Source organism: Roseomonas sp. USHLN139, assembly GCF_037145735.1.
Lineage (GTDB): Bacteria > Pseudomonadota > Alphaproteobacteria > Acetobacterales > Acetobacteraceae > Pseudoroseomonas.
The window spans coordinates 70,009-88,322 of record NZ_JBBCWY010000011.1; the positions used below are offsets into that span (position 1 = coordinate 70,009).

Genomic DNA, 18,314 nt, shown 5'->3' on the forward strand with positions numbered 1-18,314 from the left:
TCAGCGCGGCGGGCAGGGCAGCGGCGGCAGGCAGCGGCCATCGGCATAGGTCAGGCGGATCTGCGCTGCCAGCTCCTCGGCCAGGGCCACGGCGCCGCCGCCCGGCGGCGTGACCACACCCAGCAGCCCGCTGCGCTGCGAGGTCCATTGCAGCGGCAGGATCCTGCCATCCTCCGGCAGGAAGATCTCCGAGGCCAGCACGCCGGGATGCCTGCGCACGGCGGCGGGGATCTCGGCCGATACCGCCCGGCCGGGCGGGAACAGCAGAAAGCGGAAGCAGGCCTCGGCCTGCAGCGGCAGCGCCGGCGGCAGGGGAGCGTCCAGCCCGCAGGCGCGGCGGCATTCGGCCAGGAAGGGATCGGCGCCGCCGACCGCCCCGGCCAGCTGCGGCGTCAGCCCGCCGCCGCAGCGCATGGCCAGCTCGATCGGGCGCAGCCCCGCGGCGGTGGCCGCGAATTCGACATGGCTGCTGCCATCGCGGAACCCCAGGGCGGCGCAGAGCGACGCGATCATCGTCTCGGCCTCGCCGCGCAGCGCGGCGGCGGCCGCGTCGTAATGCACGGCCAGGTCGACGCAGTAGGGCTCGGGCGACTTCACCTTGCGGCCGACCGCCACCACCCGGACCGCGCCGCCCCGCAGCACCGCCTCGGCCGAGAATTGCGCGCCGGGCAGCAGCGCCTCGGCCAGGACGGGGCTGTCCGGCAGCCCGCCGGCCTGCGCGAAGGCATGCGCCCCGGCCAGGGCCTCGGCTGCGGCGACCCGGCTGACCCCGCGCGAGCCGCCCTGGCTCAGCGCCGGCTTCAGCACGATCGGATAGCCGCCCAGGGCCTCGACCAGGGACGCTGCCTCCGCCGGGTCGGGCATCAGGGCGAAGGGCACGGCCCAGCGGCCCGCCGCCCAGGCCTGGCGCTGCGCCAGCTTGCTCAGGCCCTGCGCGATCACCGCCGGATCGGCGGCCCCCCGCAGCCCCAGGCGCTGGCCGAGACGCGCCGCCGCCAGCGCCTGCATCTCATTGCTGCCGATGATGCCGTCGATGCCGCCCAGGGCCACGACGCCGGCGGCCAGCGCCTCGAGGTCGTCCGGCGCGACCCGCAGCACCGCATCGGCGACGGCGAAGCCATGCGGCTGCGGCAGGTCGTCGGCCACCACGGTGAAGAAGCCGGCCGCACGGGCGGCCCGGATGCGCGGCACCTGGCCCAGCGCCGCGCCCAGGACCAGCAGGCGCGGCGGCGTCATCCGCGGCCCAGATCGGCGGCGTCGGCGATCGAGGCCTCGCCCTGCAGCTTGTTCACCGCGAACACCCCCGACCAGCGGCCGCGGAAGGACAGCCAGTCGCTGGGCGTGTCGGGATCGATGGTCTCGATGCCATGCGGCTGCTGCGGATGGAACCAGACCACGTCGCCGGGGGCGAGCGCGGCATCGACGGCGCGCAGCACGCCCGCCGCATCCTGCAGCACCAGCCCGCCGGCGGAATAGTCAGCGCCGAAGCGCGACATGGCCATCAGCGGCACCGCCAGCTGATGCGGCCCGACCGGATCGCGGTGCAGGTTCATGCAGCCCTCGCCCGCCGGGTAGAAGTGGAACAGCATGCGGGCGATGCTGCCGTCTTCCGGCGCGCGGCCCAGATACTTTTCCGGCGGCGCCCCGGCCAGCAGGTTGCGCAGGCGGAAGACCGGCGCCATCAGGCGGAAGATGTCGAAAGGATCCTGGTTCCAGGGATTGAAGGAGAACTGGTGGTAGTTGGCGCGGACGAAGGAACGCTCGTCCCAGCGATTCACCCGGTGCGCATTGGGCGCCCCGGGCCGCAGCGGCACGTAATTGGGCAGCGAGGCGCGGCCGACGCCCGCCAGCCAGGCGGTCAGGCGCTCGACCAGGGCGGGCGCGACCACGCCACGGCTGACACCGACCTCATGGCCGTCGAGGCGCGCCTGCAGCGCGGCGCGGCGCCCGGCATCGGCCTCCAGCAGGGGCAGCGGATCCATCTCGAAGAGCATGGGCGTCATTCCTCGGAAGGCGGCGGGTCGACCAGCGCCTCGAAGCCGGCGAAGGCCGAGGTGGCCGGGGAGAAGTCCTGGCGCAGGTCGACGACCAGGGTGAATTCGAACGGCATGTAGTCGTGCCGCAGCAGCACCCGCCGCGAGAGGGCCAGCCCCTGCGCCAGCATCGCCGCCGGGTCGGCGTAATGCAGATGCGGGTAGCGCCGCTCGGCGGTGGTCGACATGAAATTGACCGCGAAGCCCATCATCGCCGCCGCCCGGAAGCGCTGCAGCATGTCGCGGATGAAGCCCTCGCTGTCATCCAGCCGGTGGTGGAACAGGCCGGAGGCCAGGATGACGTCGAAGCGCCCCGGCGCGCCATCGACCTCCCAGTCCCAGACGCGCAGGTCGCGGCCGGGGGCGGCGGCGCGGCCGGTCGCGATCAGCTCGGGCGAGAGGTCGATGCCGGTATAGGCGAGGTCGCGTCCGGTGGCCGCGCAGAAGCCGGCCAGGTCGCCGAAGCCGCAGCCGACATCGAGCAGCGACAGCCCCGCCCGCGGCCAGGGATCGAGCAGCGCCGCATAGCGCAGCCGGTGCTGCCGCTTGTCCCAGCCGAGGCTGCGCGGATCATGGCCGAAGCGCTGCAGCCGCGCGGCATAGCGGGCGCGGCTCTCGGCCTTTTCCCGGGGGGTCATGCAGCGCCCTGCCGCAGCAGCCGGCGCAGATTGTCGCCGATGATATTGGCGCGCTTCGCCGGCGGCAGGTCGGGCACCAGCGCATCGAGGCGGGCCAGCACATCGGCCGGCGCATAATCCGGAAAATCCGAGCCGAGGCAGAGGCGCTGGTCGAAGGTCCTGGCGAGGAAGGCGATGTCGAGGTCGATCGAGCTGCCGGCGTATTTCATCAGGGTGAAGGACAGGTCCAACAGCACGCCCGGATTGGCACGGGTGAATTCGGCATGGCGCAGCAGGTCGACGCCGCCGCCATGCAGCAGCACCAGGCGCAGCGTCGGCGCCGCGGCCAGGGCTTCCCCCAGCGCCGGCAGCGGGTCGGGCGGCAGCCGCTGACCGGCGGGGGCGAAGGCATAGGTGCAGAAGAACACCGCCAGGCCGCGCGCCGCGGCGCCGCGGAAGATCTCCGGCAGCTGCTGCATCACTGCCGGGCCGCAGCGCCGCGGATGCAGGTGCAGCCCGGCGGCGCCCAGCGCCTGGAAGGCATCCAGCGTCGCCGCCGGCGGCGCCCCGGCGCCGGGCCAGGCAGGGATGGGCAGCAGGCCGGGCAGGTCGCGCGCCGCCTCGAACAGCAGCGCCGGCGGGACGCCCGGCAGGCCCTGCAGGCAGCCACCGCTGCCACCCGCCGCCGCCAGCGCCGCGGCATAGGCCTGCGGCCGTCCGCCACCATGGCTGTCGAAGAAGCTCATGCGCCCCAGCCCCGCGGCAGTGGGAGGAAGCCGATGCCGGTCCGCCCATAGCCATTGCCGGCATAGAACAGGAAATCCTCGCCGCCGGCGCGCAGGATGCGGGGATAGCATTGCATCGCGTCGTCCCAGTCGCCGGCCGGGATCTCCACCGGACCGGGGTGGCGACGGAAGCGGCCGGGCGTCTCGGCGGTGCCGAGGAACAGGCGATAGCGATCGCCCCGGGCGGTGAAGAAGAGCCGCTCGGGCGCATCGCCCCCACCCCAGGGCGCCGGGGCCCCGAGCGCGTATTCGCTGTCATCGGCCAGCGGCACGGCGACCTCGCCGCCGCGCTGCCAGTCCAGCCCGTCCGGCGACCAGGCGGTGTGCAACTGGTAGCGGTGCCGCAGCCCGCCTTCCGGCGCCTCGGCCCATTCCAGGAAGCTGGTGTAGAGCATCCGCCAGCCTCCCGCGGGCTGGCGCTGCACGGCGCAGGAGCCGTGGCCGATCGGCTCGGCATCGCTGGCGGCCAGCAGCGGGGCGCGGCTGAAGCGGAAGAAGCTGTCGCCGCCGTCGCGGCTGACGGCCAGGCCGATCTGGTTGCGGAAGGGCACCGCGCCGGCCAGCCGCTGCCAGCCGACATAATACATCCGCATCTCCCCGCCGGCCTCGACCAGCCAGGGATAGCCGGTGCCATCGGCGTCGAAGCAGCCCGGCGCACCAAGGCTGAGCAGCGGGCCCAGCAGCCCGCGCAGGGCCGGTGCCCGACCGGGCTCGGGCGGTCCGTCGAAATCCAGCCGGCCGATATGCGTGCGCCCGCCGGCGTCGCGCCCGCCGACATAGAGGCGCAGCGCCCCGTCCGGGCCCAGCAGCGGACAGAAGGCCCCGAGCCCGCCGGCCATCCACCAGCAGCCCGGCAGCGGCCGCAGCAGCAGCCGCCCGGGCGGCAGGGCCGGCAGCGGTGTCACGGCAGGGCCGCAGACAGCGAGGCGAGCGGCGCCGCGGCCTCCTCCACCGCCTGCCGCGTCAGGCGGGCGACGGGCGGACGGGCGGCGAGGGCCAGCAGCAGGGTCAGCGGCGCGATGCGGCGCGCCGCCGCCACCTCCCGCACCAGCACCAGCCCGTCGGAATGCAGCCCGGCGAAGCCCATGCCGGCCTCCTCCGGCGCGATCTCGATCGGCCCGAAGACCGGCAGGATGTCTTCCTGCGACATCCGGCCCAGCGCCACGAAGTCGCCCGGGACGACCAGCCCGGCGCGGCGGGCGGCCAGAACAAAGACCTCGGTCGCGGCATTGCCGGCGCTGCGGCCGACGCCGCGCAGCGTGCAATCCACCGTCGCCGCCCCGGCCTCGACCGCGGCCAGGCTGTTGGCAATGGCCAGGCCCAGATTGTTGTGGCCGTGGAAGGCCAGACCCACCGCCACCTCGGCCCGCGCCGCCGCGACCATGGCGGCGACCTGGGCGGGCAGCAGGGCGCCGGCGGAATCATAGAGGCCGATATGCTGCGCGCCGCCCTCGGCCATGCGCAGCGCCGCGCGGGCGAAGCCGTCCGGCCCGACCATCGAGGCCTTCAGCAGGCTGGCATGGGTCTCGAGCCCGAGCCGGCGGCCCTCGGCCAGATAGGGCAGCGCCTCCTCGGCACGCAGGATGTCGATGCCGATGCGCAGGATCTCGAGGCCGAGATCGGCCGCGCGACGCAGGTCGTCGAGCGCCGCGATGCCGGGAATGGCCAGCGCCGCCATGCGGGCCCGCTCCAGCGCGCCGCGGCCGGCGCGCAGATAAGCCTCGTCGCTGTCGCCTGTGGGGGAGAGACCTTTCGCCGGGGCGCCGAGGCCGAGCCCGTGGCCGAGCTCCACCACCAGCATGCCGGCGGCTTCCAGCCCCGCGGCGATGCGGGCCGTCTCGGCGGCAGAGAAGCCGTTCGGCAGGCGATAGGCGCCGTCGCGCAGGGTGCAGTCGATGATGCGGATCGCGCGGAAGTCGGACATTGCAGCACCCACCTTCTGTGGGGCGCCATCGCGCGGCGCCTGCTCTCCTTCCTTCTAGGGCGCAGCGGTAAAGATTGGCTTTCGCGGGACTAGCCGAGCGCCCAGTGGCGGCGCAGATCGGCGCGGTAGCCGGCCATGGCCTCGGCCGGTGCCTCGGGGCAATGCGCGGCGATCAGCGCATGCAGCCGGGCGATCTCCTCCAGATGGCGGTCCTTGGCCAGGCTGGCGGTGACGCTGTCGGGGTGCTGGCGCTGCCGGGCCAGCGGCCGGGCGCTGTACTGCACCCGCCCGCCCTCCAGGCAGGCCGCCAGATAGAGGCGCCAGTCGCCGGCGCAGGTGAAGGCGAAGGCCTCCTGCCCGGCGGCGGCGAAGGCGGCGCGCAGCGCGTCGCGGCGCCAGAGCACGGCGCTGGCGGTCAGCACCAGGTTGCGCGGTGCCAGGAAGCGGCGGGCGAAGTCCCGCCCCTCGAAGGCGCTGTCGCGCAGCAGCCCGGCATCGCCGAGCGCGGCGGCATAGGGCTTGCGGTCGGGCGCCAGCAGCCGGCCAGCCGGATCGACGGCGCCGCTGTCGCTGAAGGCCAGCACCGCCTGCGGATCGGCGGCCAGCTTCGCCGCCAGCACCTCGAGGAAGCGCGGATCGGCCAGGTCATCGGCCTCGGCGATCCAGAGCAGCGGCTGGGAGGCCAGCCCGGCGGCCCGCTGCCACTGGCGGGAGACATTGCCGGAATTCTGCGGGCAACGGATGACCTGGATCGGGCGGCCGGCGGCGGCGGCGACACGCTCGGCGACCGCCACGCTGTCATCGGTGGAGGCGTCGTCCAGCAGGATGATCTCGGCCGGCGCAAGGGTCTGGGCGAAGATCGAGCCCAGCCGCTCGGGCAGCCAGGCGGCGCTCTGCCAGCTCGGGACAACGACCGAGACGCCGGGCAGCCCGTCGAGCGGCGTGGCGGGCGCCGGATGCAGCGCCCTGGCAACGGCGTTCAGCCGGGCGTGGCCCTGGGCGCGGTCGGGCAGCAGCGCCGTGCCATCGGCAAAGCCGTTCCAGCTGTCGACCAGCAGGAGCTCGCCGCGGGCCTCGGCGCGCTCGGCCAGGCTGCGCAGCCAGTCGGCGAAGGCCTCTGGCGTCGCGCCACGCAGCAGGCGTCCGGCGCGGGGGCGGCGCGGTTCCTCGTCGAGATCGGGCAGGGCGCAGCGCAGCCAGGGCCAGTCGGGCGCCCCCTGCCGCAGCGCCGAGGCCAGGGCGGCGTCATAGGGCGCCTGCGGCAGAGCGGCGGCGGCATCCAGCCGTTGCGCTATCGGCGCCGCCGGCAGGCCGATCTGCCCGCCGAGCGGCGGCGGGATCTCCACCGCGCCATCATAGCCGAGGAGACGCGGATCCCCGCCCTCCCTGCCCTGGGCGAGGAAGAGCAGTGGCTCGGCGCCCAGGGCGGCCGCGAGGGCCGGGCGCAGCGCGGCGATCCCCTGCGGCGCCAGGCCGTCGCGCGCGACCAGCAGAACCGGGCGCCCGTCCAGCCGGAAGCAGCGCGGGTCGGCCAGGAAGGCCGCCAGGTGATCCGGGAAGGGGTCGGTCTCGGGGATCCGCCCGGCCAGCCAGGGGTCACGCCCATCGCTCCACAGCGGCAGCCAGGCGAGGCCTGGGGCCTGGGGCACCGCGATCTCCGGCGGCAGCGGCCAGGGCAGGCAGAAGCCGGCCAGCCCTGCCTGCACCGCCAGCGCCGCCTGCGCCGCCAGGTCCAGCCGCGGGCCCGGACGGCGCGGCTGCACCTGGTCCTCGAGCCGCGGCAGGGCCGAGGCCAGGAGGGTCGCCTCGGCCAGGGCATCGCCGCCGGCCGGGGGCAGCAGCAGGGCGAAGGTTTTCGCGCGAGGTGTCGTGCCGAAGGGGCCGGTGAAGGGTTCTGCGGCGTGGCTCGCGTTGGTCTCGGCAAGGCGGCTGAAGAGGTCGCGCCGCTGGCCGGGCGCGGGCAGGCCGGCCGCCGCCACGGCGCGCCGCGCCGAAAAATCTTCTGACGTCAGAAGACGCGGGATGGGGCTGGGGGCGGCAGCAGCCAGGATCCGCTGCCAGCGGCCGGCCTCGCCACGGGCGGCGGCGATCAGCAGCGCCTCGGCATAGGGGTCGGCGGCCTTCCGCGCCTCGGGATAGGCGTCTTCCAGCATGGCGCGCGACAACTGCGGATGCGGGTCGCGCGCCCGCGGCGCGGCCAGATGCGCGGCCAGCGGCACGGCGCCGGTGAAGCGCGCCTGGGCGATCCAGAAATCCTGGTCAAACTGCAGGCTGGTGCGGGCGACCGCCTCGGGCCGCTGCAGATAGGCGGCCAGCGCGCCCTGGGGACCCGACAGGCCAAGCGCCTCGCCCACCAGCACCGGGTCGAAATAGGGATTGGGCCAGCGCCCCGCCGCCTCGTCCTTTTCCAGATAGGAGAGGATGGCATCGTCGTCGGTGCTGTCGGGATAGCGGCGGCGGATCCAGGCGGCGTCCACCAGCTTCAGCCGGCGCAAGGCCAGCGCCAGGCGCAGGGTCGCGAAGCCGGCATGATCGGGCGGCCGCGGGGCGTCGATCAGCGTCAGCAGCTGGGAGAGCGTCGGGGCAGGAACGACGAAGGGGAGCGGCGCGCCATCCTCCAGCACGACGCTGACCACCGCCTCGGGATGGTCGGCCGCGAGCCGTGCCACCTGCGCCCGATCGAAGCTGCGCCATTCGAGGGCGAAGGCGGCGCGCAGCGGCTGCTGCAGAGCCTCGACCAGGTCGGGGCGCGGCATCCCGGCCAGGCCCTGGAGCAGCCCTTCCCCGCCAGCGCGCGCCTCGACCAGCAGCGCCTGGCGTGGCCGGCGGCGATCCACCACCCAGCCCCGCAGGCCGTCGACCGGGTCGATATGGTCGACGGCGCCGGCCAGGTCGTGGTTAGGGGTGAACCAGCCGGGGATGGTGGGCGGAGTGGCGGTCAAGACGGGCGGCTTCCCCATGTGGCGCTCGGGCCGTTCTAGGGGGAAGCAACACCCAGCGACAATCGGCCCGGCTTTCTCCGCCCCTGCGGCTTCAGCGAAAATCCACGGATGGCCCGCTAGCCTCGGCGCAGTCTCGCCCGCAGGAATGCCCATGCCCGATGCTCGCCTGCCGATGCCTGTCGCGCGATCGGCCAGCGCGGCCCCTGCCCCGCCCGCCATCCCCTTCTACAGCCCGGATCTAGGCGAGGCCGAGCTGCGCGCGCTGCAGGCCACGCTGGCCTCCCGCCGCCTGGCCGGCGGCGCCGGCCAGACCGAGCGTTGCCATCGGCTGCTGGCCGCGACCCTGCCGGACAGCCTGCCGCTGCTGACCCAGTCCTGCACCGCGGCGTTGGAGATGGCGGCGCTGCTGCTCGGGCTGCAGCCGGGGGACGAGGTCATCATGCCCTCCTGGACCTTCTGCTCCACCGCCAATGCGGTGCTGCTGCGCGGCGCCGTGCCGATCTTCGCCGATGTGCGCGAGGACACGCTGAACCTCGATGCCGCTGCGGTCGCCGCCGCCGTCACCCCGCGCAGCCGGGCGGTGATCTGCGTCCATTATGCCGGCGTCGGCTGCGACATGGCGGCCCTCCAGGCCGTCTGCCGCCAGCACGGCCTGGCCCTCGTCGAGGATGCCGCCCAGGCGGTCGGCGCGCGCTGGGCGGGCCAACCGCTCGGCGGCTTCGGCGTGCTCGGCGCCTTCAGCTACCACGCCAGCAAGAACGTCACCTGTGGCGAGGGCGGTGCGCTGCTGGTGAATGACCCGGCGCTGCGCGACCGCGCCGAGATCCTGTGGGAGAAGGGCACCGACCGGCTGCGCTTCCAGCGCGGCGAGGTGGCCCGGTATTCCTGGCAGGATGTGGGTTCCTCCTTCCTGCCCTCGGAAATCACCGCCGCGCTGCTGGCGGTGCAGCTCGCCCGCGTCGAGGAGATCACGGAGAAGCGGCTGGCGGTCTGGCAGCGCTACGACGCGCTGCTCGCGCCGCTGGCCGGGAACTGGGGCTTGCGCCGGCCGCAGATCCCGCAGGCCGCGGCGCATAACGGCCATATCTACCATCTGCGCTTCCCCAGCCGCGCCCTGCGCGACCATGTTCTGGCGCGCCTGGCCGCCGAGCGGATCGGCGCCTCCACCCATTACGAGCCGCTGCACCTCTCCGCCGCCGGGCGCCGCTTCGGCCGGGCTCCGGGGCCGCTGCCGGTGACCGAGGACGCCGGTGCCACCCTGCTGCGCCTGCCGCTCTATGGCGACCTGCCGCCAGGCGAGCAGGAGCGCGTGGTCGAGCGGCTGGAAGCGGCGCTGGCCGCCATCCCGCATTGATGCTGCAGCCGGAGAGCTTCGACGCCGCCCTGGTCCCGGGCTTCCGGGCGGCGATGCGCGATCACTACCGCGCGCTGAGCGCGGTGGAGCAGGCCAGCCTGGCCACCCTGCGCGCCGCTTCCGTGTTCCGCCCGCGCGACTGCCCGGTCTGCGACCACCCGGCCGACGGAGCGCAGCGCCTGGAGCGCTTCAGCCGCCCCGATTTTTCCCTGCTGCGCTGCCCCGGCTGCCGCCTGGTCTACAGCCGGGAGGTTTTCTGCCAGTCCGCCGAGCGCGACCGCTATGCCCGCGCCGAGGCCGATCCCGACAGCATCCCGCAGGCCTTCGCCGCGCTGAAGGCCAGCGCCCCCTATGCCCGGCTGGAGGCCGGCAAGATCGACTATGTGCTGCAGCAGCTGGCGCCCTTCTTCGCCCGGCCGGGCAACATGCTCGACATCGGCTGCGCCCAGGGCGCCGTGCTGGACGGCTTCGCCGCCGCCGGCTGGCGCGTCGCCGGGGTCGAGCCCGCCCCGGACTTCGCCGCCCGCGCCCGCGCCCGCCATCCTGAGGTGCGCTGCGGCTTCTTCCCCGGCGACGCGCCGGGCGGACCTTTTGCGCTGGTCACCCTCTTCGACGTGCTCGAGCATCTCGAGCGGCCGCGGGAATTTCTGGCCGCCATCCGGGAGCGGCTGCGGCCCGGCGGCATCCTGGCGCTGCAGGTGCCGAACTTCGACAGCCCGCTGGTGCAGGTGGAAGGCGCCGCCTCGACCGTCGTGACGCCGGGGCATTGGAGCTATTTCGACCCGGCTTCGCTGACCCGGCTGCTGATCCTGGCCGGCTTCCAGCCGGTCGCGCTGCAGAGCTACATCTCCGAGCTCGACCGGCTGCTGGCCCATCCGCCGGATGCCGTGCGCGCCGCCCTCGGCCCCTGGGCGCCCGAGGATCTGTCGACGCTGCGCCCGGCCGATCTGTTCTGGCGGCAGCTCGGCTTCAAGCTGTTCGGACTGTTCCGGCGTCCGGAATGACGCTGGCCAGCGCCGCCTCGAAGGCGCGCGCCGGCGCCGCATGATCCAGCAGGAAGGCCGTGGCGTAGCGCGCAACGGCCTGGCCCACCGACCGCCGCAGCCCGTCATCCCGCCCGAGCTGCACCGCGCGCGCGACATAGGCCTCGACCGAGCGCAGCGGCGGCAGCAGGTCGGTGCCGTCGGCGTCGCGCAGTAGCGCATCCCGCGCGGCGCGCTCCGCGGCCGGCACCGCCGCACCCTGGCGCTGCCGGTGCAGCACATTGTCCAGCACCCCGGCCAGCGGCGCCCCCGGGTCATGTGCCAGGAAGACCGGCGCCACGCCGCTGACCATGGCCTGCATCGCCGTCAGCCCGCCACCCAGCGGGAAGCTGTCCAGATAGAGATCCAGCACGCCGGCGAAGACGCCGGTATCCACCCAGCCGATGAACGCCGCCGCCACCCCGGCGGCCTGCAGCCGGTCGCGGAACGCCGGCAGGTCGCGCCGCCCGGTATAGAGGTAGCGCGCGCCCGGCAGCGCCCGCAGGATGGCGATGATGGCGTCCTGGAAGTCCGGATCGGCCAGCTTCTCCTCCCGCGCCAGCGAGCCGAGCAGCAGGCCGGGGCCGAAGTTCTGCCGCAGCGCCGCCCGCTGCGCGGCCGCATCGGCCGGGATCTGCGGATCGATGCTGCCCGGCAGGTTCCGCCAGGGGATGCCCTCGACCTGCACCGCCTCGCCCTGGCCGGCAAAGCCGCCGAGCCGCAGATCGGCATCCGGCGCCGCCGGCGGATGGAATTTCAGCGACCACCAGACCTGCACCGGCGCCAGCCGGCGGCCGAAGGCATAGGCCAGCCCGATCGGCGAGCAGAGCCACACCGCCGCGGCCACCCGCGCCTGGCGCAGCCGCAGCGCCAGCACGTCGATCATGTCGGCCAGCGGCGCATCGCGCGGAAAGCCATGCGCCACGACGGCGATACCGGCCGCGCGCAACCGCGCGAAGACCGCCTCGTCGGCGCCCTGCAGGAAATGCACCGCATAGGAGAAACGGGAGGGCAGCCGCGCGCAGGCCTCCAGCATGGTCAGCATCGCCTGCACATGCGCCAGGCTGTTCGCCTGATGCGCCACGATGGCCACGGCCGGGCGGCCGGCCACCGGCTGCGGCGGCAGCGGCGCCAGGGCCTGCGTCCGTCCGCAGGCGGCCAGCGCCGGCGCCCAGCGCCCGATCCAGCGCGCGTGGTGCGCCCCGCTCTCCTCCCGCCGCAGCCAGTGCAGGCTGAGCTGCGCCTCCAGATCCACCGCCAGCGCCCGCTGCCCGGCCGCCGCCGCGGCCAGCAGCGCCGGCAGCGCCACCTCCTCGACCACCGCCTGGTGGAAGGCCATCGGCCGCCCGACGGAAAAGCCCAGCAGATGCAGCAGCCCGCGCATCCGGCCGATCGCCTGCGCCTCGTCGGGCGCCTCCATCGCCGGACAGCAGGCGGCGAGGAAGCCGGCCGCCTCGCCGGCGCCCAGCAGCCCGGCTTGCCACAGCACGTCGTGCAGCGCCTGCAGCTGCCGCGCCGTGCGCAGCGGCGACAGCGCCAGCCCGAACAGCCAGCGCAGGGCGGCCGCCCGGCCCTCCACCAGGCTCAGCGCGGCGGCGGCGGCGGCCAGGCCCTGGTCATCGGCCGCCACCCGCTGCAGCTGCGCCACCACCTGCGCCCAGCCGGCATGCGCCAACCGCCCGTCCCAGCCGCGCGCGACGGCCGCCAGCGCCTCCAGCTCCACCACCGGCCGCTCTCCGGCGAAGACAGCGGCCAGCAGCGCGTCACCGCGGGCGCGGTCGTCCGGCAGGCTGCCGAAGCAGCGCGCGAGCGATGCCCAGCTCATGCGGGCCGCGGGAGCAGGCTGCCGGGCTCCGGCATCGCGTCGTCCCCTGGCTCCGCCATCGCCGCCAGGACAAGGCCGTGGACATCGACCCGCGCGGGGCAGAACGGCGCCAGGGCCAGCGCCTCCAGCCGCTTCAGGAATTCCCCGGGTGGCAGATGCGCGATCGCCGCGAAATCGGGGGCCGCGTAGCGCCACCATTGCACGCGCAGCATCTCGGCGATCAGCGCCTCGGGGAAGCGATAGCGCAGCACCCGCGCCGGCACCCCGGCCACGATGGCATAGGGCGGCACGTCCCGCGTCACCACCGCCCCGGCGCCGACGACGCAGCCGCTGCCCAAGGTGATGCCGCGGGCCAGGATCACGTCCTGGCCGATCCAGACATCATCGCCGATCACCGGATGCGGCTTCTGCGCGAAGGGCGTCAGCCGTGGCGCGTTGCCACCCAGGGCACGCCAAGCGGCCCGTTCCGGTGCGAAGCCGGGCAGATAGGTCATGGTATGGGTGGTGAAGCGGTCGAGCGGATGGTCGCCCTCCATCACCCGGAGACCCGCCGCGATCGAGCAGTAGCGTCCCACCGGGGAGGCCGACCACACCCGCGAATTCGAATAGGTCCCGAAGCCGAAGGCGCCGATCCAGTGGCTGCCGTAATAGCCGACGAAAGGCTCGCTCGACGGCGCCAGCGGCGCCCCGATGATGGTCCCATCCGGCGGGAACACCCCCTCCTCGCGGCCGAAGAAGATCCCGGCCCCGGCCAGGCGCTGGAACAGCCGGCGGTCGGCGCGGAAGCGGAAATGCGTGGCACTCCGCGCCAGGATCATGACCGCAGCAGCGCCGCGAGCTGCGCGAAGCCGGCCTCGCTGGGGCTGCGCTCGTCGATGCCCTGGGCCAGCAGGGCGTCCAGCCCGGGATGCAGCCGGATCGCCGCATCCACCTCGGCATCGCTGCCCGGGCGATAGGCGCCGAGCCGGATCATCTCCGCCATGTCGGCATAGCTGCCGATCAGCCGGCGGGCCTCCACCAGCAGGGCGTTCTCCGCCTCGGAATGGCAGCGCGGCAAGGCGCGGCTGACCGAGCGCAGCACGTCGATCGCCGGCCAGCGGCCGCGCTCGCCGATCCGGCGGTCCAGCACGACATGGCCGTCCAGGATGCCGCGCACCGCATCGGCGATCGGCTCGTCATGGTCGTCACCATCGACCAGCACAGTGAAGACGGCGGTGATGTCGCCCTCCCCCTCCGGCCCCGGCCCGGCCCGCTCGAGCAGCGCCGGCAGCTCGGTAAAGACCGAGGGGGTGTAGGAGCGCGCCGTCGCCGGCTCCCCCGCCGCCAGGCCGATTTCCCTCTGGGCATGGGCCAGGCGGGTGACGGAATCGAGGAGCAGGAAAACCTGCTTGCCTTCGGCGCGGAAATGCTCGGCGACGGCCAGGGTCGCCTGGGCGGCACGGCGCCGGGCCAGCGCCGGCTGGTCGGAGGTCGAGACCACCACCACCGAGCGCGCCCGCCCCGCCTCCCCCAGCGTCTGGTCGAGGAATTCCCGCACCTCGCGGCCGCGCTCGCCGACCAGGCCGACGACGATGACATCGGCCTCGACGAAGCGCGCCAGCATGCCGATCAGCGTCGACTTGCCGACGCCCGAGGCGGCGAAGATGCCCAGCCGCTGGCCGCGGCAGACGGGGACGAAGATGTCGAGCGCCCGCAACCCGGTCTCCATCCGCGCGCCGATCAGGCGGCGTCGCAGCGCCTCCGGCGGCGGCCGGCGCAGCCGCGCGCCGCGCCGCCCCTGGGGCAGCGGCCCGCGCCCGTCGAGCGGCTGGCCCAGGCTGTCCACCACCCGCCCCAGCCATCCCTCCGAGGGATAGAGGCTGAGCGGCTCCTCCAGCCAGAGCCGGGCGCCGGGGCTGAGGCCTTCGGTGCCGCCCTCCGGCACGGCAATGGCGCCCTCCGGCGAGAAGGCGACGAACTCGCCCTGCACCGGCGCCTGGCCGGCCCGCGCCACCCGCATCCGGTCGCCGATCGCCACCCCCTCCCCCAGCCCGGTGACGCCGAGCGCCGCGCCGCGCACCGCCGCCAGCGTGCCATAGCGCAGCCGCGTCGGCAGGCGGGTCAGCTGCGCCGCGCTGTCGCCAAGCGGCGTCGCCAGCAGGAAAGGATCAGACACGCGAAACACCTCCGCAGGGGCCGGGCGCATCCTGGCGCGAAGCAGGGGTTGCGGTCCATGCGAAAAATCTCGACAGGAGAAGGAGGCGGCGCTATTGCTCAGCCCGGACCAGCCAGGAGGGCTCTGCGTTCCATGCTCGAAGGCATCGACGTCTTCCGCATCACCGGCGCGCGCATGCGGCACCTGGCGGAGCGACAGAACATCCTGGCGCAGAACATCGCCAATGCGGACACGCCGCTCTACCGCGCGCGCGACGTGAAGGCCTTCCAGTTCGACAGCGCGCTGCTGCGCAGCCAGGGCGGCCTGCCGGCGCTGACGCTGGCCAATTCGCGCCCCGGCCATCTCGGCGGCGGGCGGGACGGCGTCACCATCGCCGCCGACCGGGCCAATGCCTATAGCGAGGATCCCGACGGCAACACCGTCAACCTCGAGGAGCAGATGGTGAAGCAGGCCGACCTGCTGAAGGCCTATGACCTCGCCACCCTGGTCTACAAGCGCGGCGCCGCCCTGCTGCGCACCGCGGTGGGCGCCCGCTGATGCTGCGCATCGGCCCGATCACCGGCGTCGGCCCGCTGACCCAGGCGATGGCCACCGCCGCCTCCGGCATGAGCACCCAGGCGATCCGCATGCGGGTGGCGGCCGAGAACATCGTCAATGCCAGCTCCACCGCCGCGGTGCCCGGCGGCGACCCCTATCGCCGCAAGCTGATCACCTTCGACCGCGCGGTCGACCGCGCGACCGGGGCCCAGCTGGTGCGCTTCGACGGGCTGCGCCCCGACCAGCGCGACTTCCGCACCCAGTTCGATCCCGGCCATCCCGCCGCCGACGAGCGGGGCTACGTCAAATTCCCGAATGTCGATCCGCTGATCGAACAGGCCGACATGCGCGCCGCCGGACGCAGCTACGAGGCGTCCATCACGGTGATGCAGCAGGCCCGGGCGCTCTACGGCAAGACGCTCGACATCCTGAGGTCCTGATCCGCATGCCCGTCGAGCCCAATGCGGCGCTCAACGCCGTCGCCCCGGCCAGCGCCGCCATCCGCGCCTATGGCGTGACCCAGACGCCGGTCGGGGATTTCCCGAGCATGGTGCAGGATGCGGCCCGTGCCTCGCTGCAGACGCTGCGCAGCGCCGAGATGACGGCCGCCCGCGGGGTCGCCGGCACCGCCGACATCCAGGAGGTGGTGCAGGCCGCCGCCAGCGCCGAGCTGACCGTGCAGACCCTGACCCAGCTGCGCGACAAGGTCGTCGGCGCCTATATGGACGTGCTCCGCATGGCGGTCTGAGCCCGGTCTGCAAGCCGCGGCGGAGAACTGACGCGATGAACGAAGGCGACGTGATCGAGGTGCTGCGCAGCGGCTTCTACACCACCATGATGGTGGCGGGGCCGCCGCTGCTGGCGGCGCTGGTGACCGGCGTTGCCGTCTCCGTGCTGCAGGCGTTGACGCAGATCCAGGAGATGACCCTCTCCTACGTGCCGAAGATCGTCGTCACCCTGGTCGCGACCATGCTGTCGCTGCCCTTCGGCTTCGCCGCGCTGCGCTCCTACACCGAGGAGATCGCGCAGCTCATCGTGGGGCTTTGAGGGGGATGGAGTTCTTCCGCCGCCTCAGCCTCGGCCTGCGCCACCAGGATCTGCTCTTCGCCGCCGCCATTGTGGTGCTGCTGGCGGTGCTCGTCCTGCCGATGCCGCGCTGGCTGGTCGATCTGGGCCTGGCCACCTCCATCACCCTCTCCGTGCTGATCCTGATGGTCGCCATCTGGATCGAGCGGCCGCTGGATTTCTCGGTCTTTCCCACCGTCCTTCTGGTGGCGACGCTGCTGCGTCTCGCCCTGAACCTGGCGACGACGCGGCTGATCCTGACCGACGGGCATCGCGGGCTGGATGCGGCGGGCAGCGTCATCCATGGCTTCGCCGTCTTTGTCGTCGGCGGCGACTTCATCATCGGCGTGATCGTCTTCGCCATCCTGATCATCGTCAATTTCATCGTCGTCACCAAAGGCGCCGGCCGCATCGCCGAGGTGGCTGCCCGCTTCAGCCTGGACGCCATGCCGGGCAAGCAGATGGCGATCGATGCCGATCTCGCCGCCGGCACCATCGACGATGCCGAGGCCAAGCGCCGCCGCAAGGAGCTCGAGGACGAGAATTCCTTCTTCGGCGCGATGGACGGCGCGTCCAAATTCGTCCGCGGCGACGCCATTGCGGCGATCATCGTCACCATCGTCAATATCCTGGGCGGCATCGTCGTCGGCACAATGCGGCACGGCATGCCGCTCTCCGCCGCGGCGGGCAATTACGTGACGCTGGCGGTGGGCGACGGCATCGTCAGCCAGATCCCCGGGCTGATCGTCTCGGTCGGCGCCGGCATGCTGGTCTCCAAGGGCAATGTCCGCGGCTCCACCGACAAGGCCTTCATCAGCCAGCTCGGCGCGCAGCCGAAGCCGCTGTATTTTGCCGCCGGCCTCTCCGGGCTGTTCGCCGTGCTGCCGGGCCTGCCCTTCCTGCCCTTCATGGCGCTGGGCCTGGTCGCCGCCGGCGGCGGCTGGCTGGCACACCGCGCGGTGCAGCGCGCCGCGGCCGAGGCCGAGACCGGCCTGTCGCTCGCCGATTCCAGCGCGCCGCGCGAGGAGACCATGGCCGAGCTGATCCGCGTCGACGATGTGCGCCTCGAGCTCGGCATGGGGCTGGTCTCGCTCACCGCCGGCCGCCAGGGCGGGCTGTCGGAGAAGATCAAGAAGCTCCGCCGGGCCTTCGGGTTGGAATTCGGCTTCGTCCTGCCGGCGGTGCGCATCAAGGACAACATGGATCTGGGCTCCGGCGAATATTCCATCCAGGTGCAGGGGGTGGAGGTCGCGCGGGAGACGCTGATGCTCGGCCGGCTGCTGGCCTTCGCCCCCGGCGGGCAGGAGATCGGCGTGCCCGGCATCGACACCCAGGAACCCTCCTTCCACATCAAGGCGCGCTGGATCGAGCCGGCGCTGCGCGAGATGGCGATGGCGCAGGGGCTGACCGTGGTCGATGTCGAGACTGTGCTGACCACGCACATGTCCGAGGTGCTGAAGGGCTACATGGCGCAGCTGCAGGGCTATGCCGCCACCCAGAAGCTGCTGGACGGGATGGAGAAGGAGCATCAGCGGCTGCTCGGCGACCTGATCCCCGGCGTGCTGCCGATGGCCACGGTGCAGAAGGTGCTGGCGACGCTGCTGGCCGAGCGCATCTCGATCCGCAACCTGCCGCTGATCCTGGAGGCGCTGCACGAGGGCGCGGCCTTCACCCGCAACGTCTCCATGCTGACCGAGCATGTCCGCCAGCGCCTGTCCTTGCAGATCTGCCGCGGCCTGACCCAGGAGGATGGCTATATCACCGCGCTCCTGCTCTCCCCGGAATGGGAGAAGGAGGTCGGCAGCGCCATCATCGAGGAAGGCGACCAGCGCAGCTTCGCCATGGCGCCGTCCAAGATCCAGGAGCTGGTCAGCGCGACCCGCGCCCGCATTGCCGAGGCGGCCGCCAAGGGCGACTGGCCGGCGGTGCTGACCTCGGCGGTCGCGCGGCCCTTCATCCGCCACCTGGTCGAGCGCATCAACCCGACCATCGCCGTGATCTCCCATGCGGAGGTGCATCAGCGCGCCAAGCTGCGCACGGTCGGCCAGATCTAGG

Annotated in this window: 17 protein-coding genes; 7 read left to right on the plus strand and 10 right to left on the minus strand. The window is 73.5% G+C overall.

Annotated features, from left to right (window positions below; all coding sequences use genetic code 11):
- From WFI16_RS22995 to WFI16_RS23025, 7 genes are all read right to left on the minus strand, one after another.
- Positions 1–1,236: an ATP-grasp domain-containing protein gene (locus tag WFI16_RS22995; RefSeq protein ID WP_419900192.1), complete on the minus strand. Its 1,236-nt coding sequence runs from the start codon at positions 1,234–1,236 to the stop codon at positions 1–3.
- A complete protein-coding gene (locus tag WFI16_RS23000; RefSeq protein ID WP_419900193.1) occupies positions 1,233–1,994 on the minus strand; it encodes a hypothetical protein in 762 nt (253 codons plus the stop codon). The genes WFI16_RS22995 and WFI16_RS23000 overlap by 4 nt, the downstream gene beginning before the upstream one ends.
- A gap of 5 nt (positions 1,995–1,999) precedes the next feature.
- Positions 2,000–2,671 (minus strand): class I SAM-dependent methyltransferase, encoded by a 672-nt coding sequence (locus tag WFI16_RS23005; RefSeq protein WP_419900194.1) that lies wholly within the window; start codon positions 2,669–2,671, stop codon positions 2,000–2,002.
- Positions 2,668–3,396, minus strand: coding sequence for an amidohydrolase family protein (locus tag WFI16_RS23010; protein ID WP_419900195.1), 729 nt, complete (start codon positions 3,394–3,396; stop codon positions 2,668–2,670). Before WFI16_RS23010 ends, WFI16_RS23005 begins: the two co-directional genes overlap by 4 nt.
- Positions 3,393–4,340: a hypothetical protein gene (locus WFI16_RS23015; RefSeq protein ID WP_419900196.1), complete on the minus strand. Its 948-nt coding sequence runs from the start codon at positions 4,338–4,340 to the stop codon at positions 3,393–3,395. Before WFI16_RS23015 ends, WFI16_RS23010 begins: the two co-directional genes overlap by 4 nt.
- Positions 4,337–5,359: a hypothetical protein gene (locus WFI16_RS23020; RefSeq protein ID WP_419900197.1), complete on the minus strand. Its 1,023-nt coding sequence runs from the start codon at positions 5,357–5,359 to the stop codon at positions 4,337–4,339. Before WFI16_RS23020 ends, WFI16_RS23015 begins: the two co-directional genes overlap by 4 nt.
- A gap of 89 nt (positions 5,360–5,448) precedes the next feature.
- Positions 5,449–8,301 (minus strand): glycosyltransferase, encoded by a 2,853-nt coding sequence (locus WFI16_RS23025; protein WP_419900198.1) that lies wholly within the window; start codon positions 8,299–8,301, stop codon positions 5,449–5,451.
- Between the two features lie 151 nt (positions 8,302–8,452).
- Here WFI16_RS23025 and rffA point away from each other — a divergent pair, with 151 nt between their 5' ends.
- On the plus strand, positions 8,453–9,655 hold the full coding sequence (gene rffA, locus WFI16_RS23030) for a dTDP-4-amino-4,6-dideoxygalactose transaminase (RefSeq protein ID WP_419900199.1): 1,203 nt from the start codon (positions 8,453–8,455) through the stop codon (positions 9,653–9,655).
- Positions 9,655–10,659 carry a class I SAM-dependent methyltransferase gene (locus tag WFI16_RS23035; RefSeq protein WP_419900200.1) on the plus strand — a complete coding sequence of 335 codons (1,005 nt, stop codon included), beginning with the start codon at positions 9,655–9,657 and terminating at the stop codon, positions 10,657–10,659. Before rffA ends, WFI16_RS23035 begins: the two co-directional genes overlap by 1 nt.
- Here WFI16_RS23035 and WFI16_RS23040 read toward each other — a convergent pair.
- The 3 genes from WFI16_RS23040 to WFI16_RS23050 are packed head-to-tail and all read right to left on the minus strand — an operon-like array spanning position 10,625 to position 14,657.
- Positions 10,625–12,502, minus strand: coding sequence for a hypothetical protein (locus tag WFI16_RS23040; protein WP_419900201.1), 1,878 nt, complete (start codon positions 12,500–12,502; stop codon positions 10,625–10,627). The genes WFI16_RS23035 and WFI16_RS23040 overlap by 35 nt on opposite strands.
- Positions 12,499–13,320: a CatB-related O-acetyltransferase gene (locus WFI16_RS23045; protein WP_419900202.1), complete on the minus strand. Its 822-nt coding sequence runs from the start codon at positions 13,318–13,320 to the stop codon at positions 12,499–12,501. Before WFI16_RS23045 ends, WFI16_RS23040 begins: the two co-directional genes overlap by 4 nt.
- A complete protein-coding gene (locus WFI16_RS23050; protein WP_419900203.1) occupies positions 13,317–14,657 on the minus strand; it encodes a FliI/YscN family ATPase in 1,341 nt (446 codons plus the stop codon). Before WFI16_RS23050 ends, WFI16_RS23045 begins: the two co-directional genes overlap by 4 nt.
- A gap of 132 nt (positions 14,658–14,789) precedes the next feature.
- Here WFI16_RS23050 and WFI16_RS23055 point away from each other — a divergent pair, with 132 nt between their 5' ends.
- Genes WFI16_RS23055 through flhA form a run of 5 tightly spaced genes read left to right on the plus strand, consistent with a single transcriptional unit; the run spans position 14,790 to position 18,313 of the window.
- On the plus strand, positions 14,790–15,194 hold the full coding sequence (locus WFI16_RS23055; RefSeq protein ID WP_419900204.1) for a flagellar basal body protein: 405 nt from the start codon (positions 14,790–14,792) through the stop codon (positions 15,192–15,194).
- Positions 15,194–15,634 (plus strand): flagellar basal body rod protein FlgC, encoded by a 441-nt coding sequence (flgC, locus tag WFI16_RS23060; RefSeq protein ID WP_419900205.1) that lies wholly within the window; start codon positions 15,194–15,196, stop codon positions 15,632–15,634. The genes WFI16_RS23055 and flgC overlap by 1 nt, the downstream gene beginning before the upstream one ends.
- Before the next feature lie 5 nt (positions 15,635–15,639).
- Positions 15,640–15,942, plus strand: coding sequence for a flagellar hook-basal body complex protein FliE (locus WFI16_RS23065; protein ID WP_419900206.1), 303 nt, complete (start codon positions 15,640–15,642; stop codon positions 15,940–15,942).
- Positions 15,943–15,977: 35 nt separating this feature from the next.
- Positions 15,978–16,241 carry a flagellar biosynthetic protein FliQ gene (locus tag WFI16_RS23070; RefSeq protein ID WP_419900207.1) on the plus strand — a complete coding sequence of 88 codons (264 nt, stop codon included), beginning with the start codon at positions 15,978–15,980 and terminating at the stop codon, positions 16,239–16,241.
- Between the two features lie 5 nt (positions 16,242–16,246).
- Positions 16,247–18,313 carry a flagellar biosynthesis protein FlhA gene (flhA, locus tag WFI16_RS23075; RefSeq protein WP_419900208.1) on the plus strand — a complete coding sequence of 689 codons (2,067 nt, stop codon included), beginning with the start codon at positions 16,247–16,249 and terminating at the stop codon, positions 18,311–18,313.
- Position 18,314 lies beyond the last annotated feature (1 nt).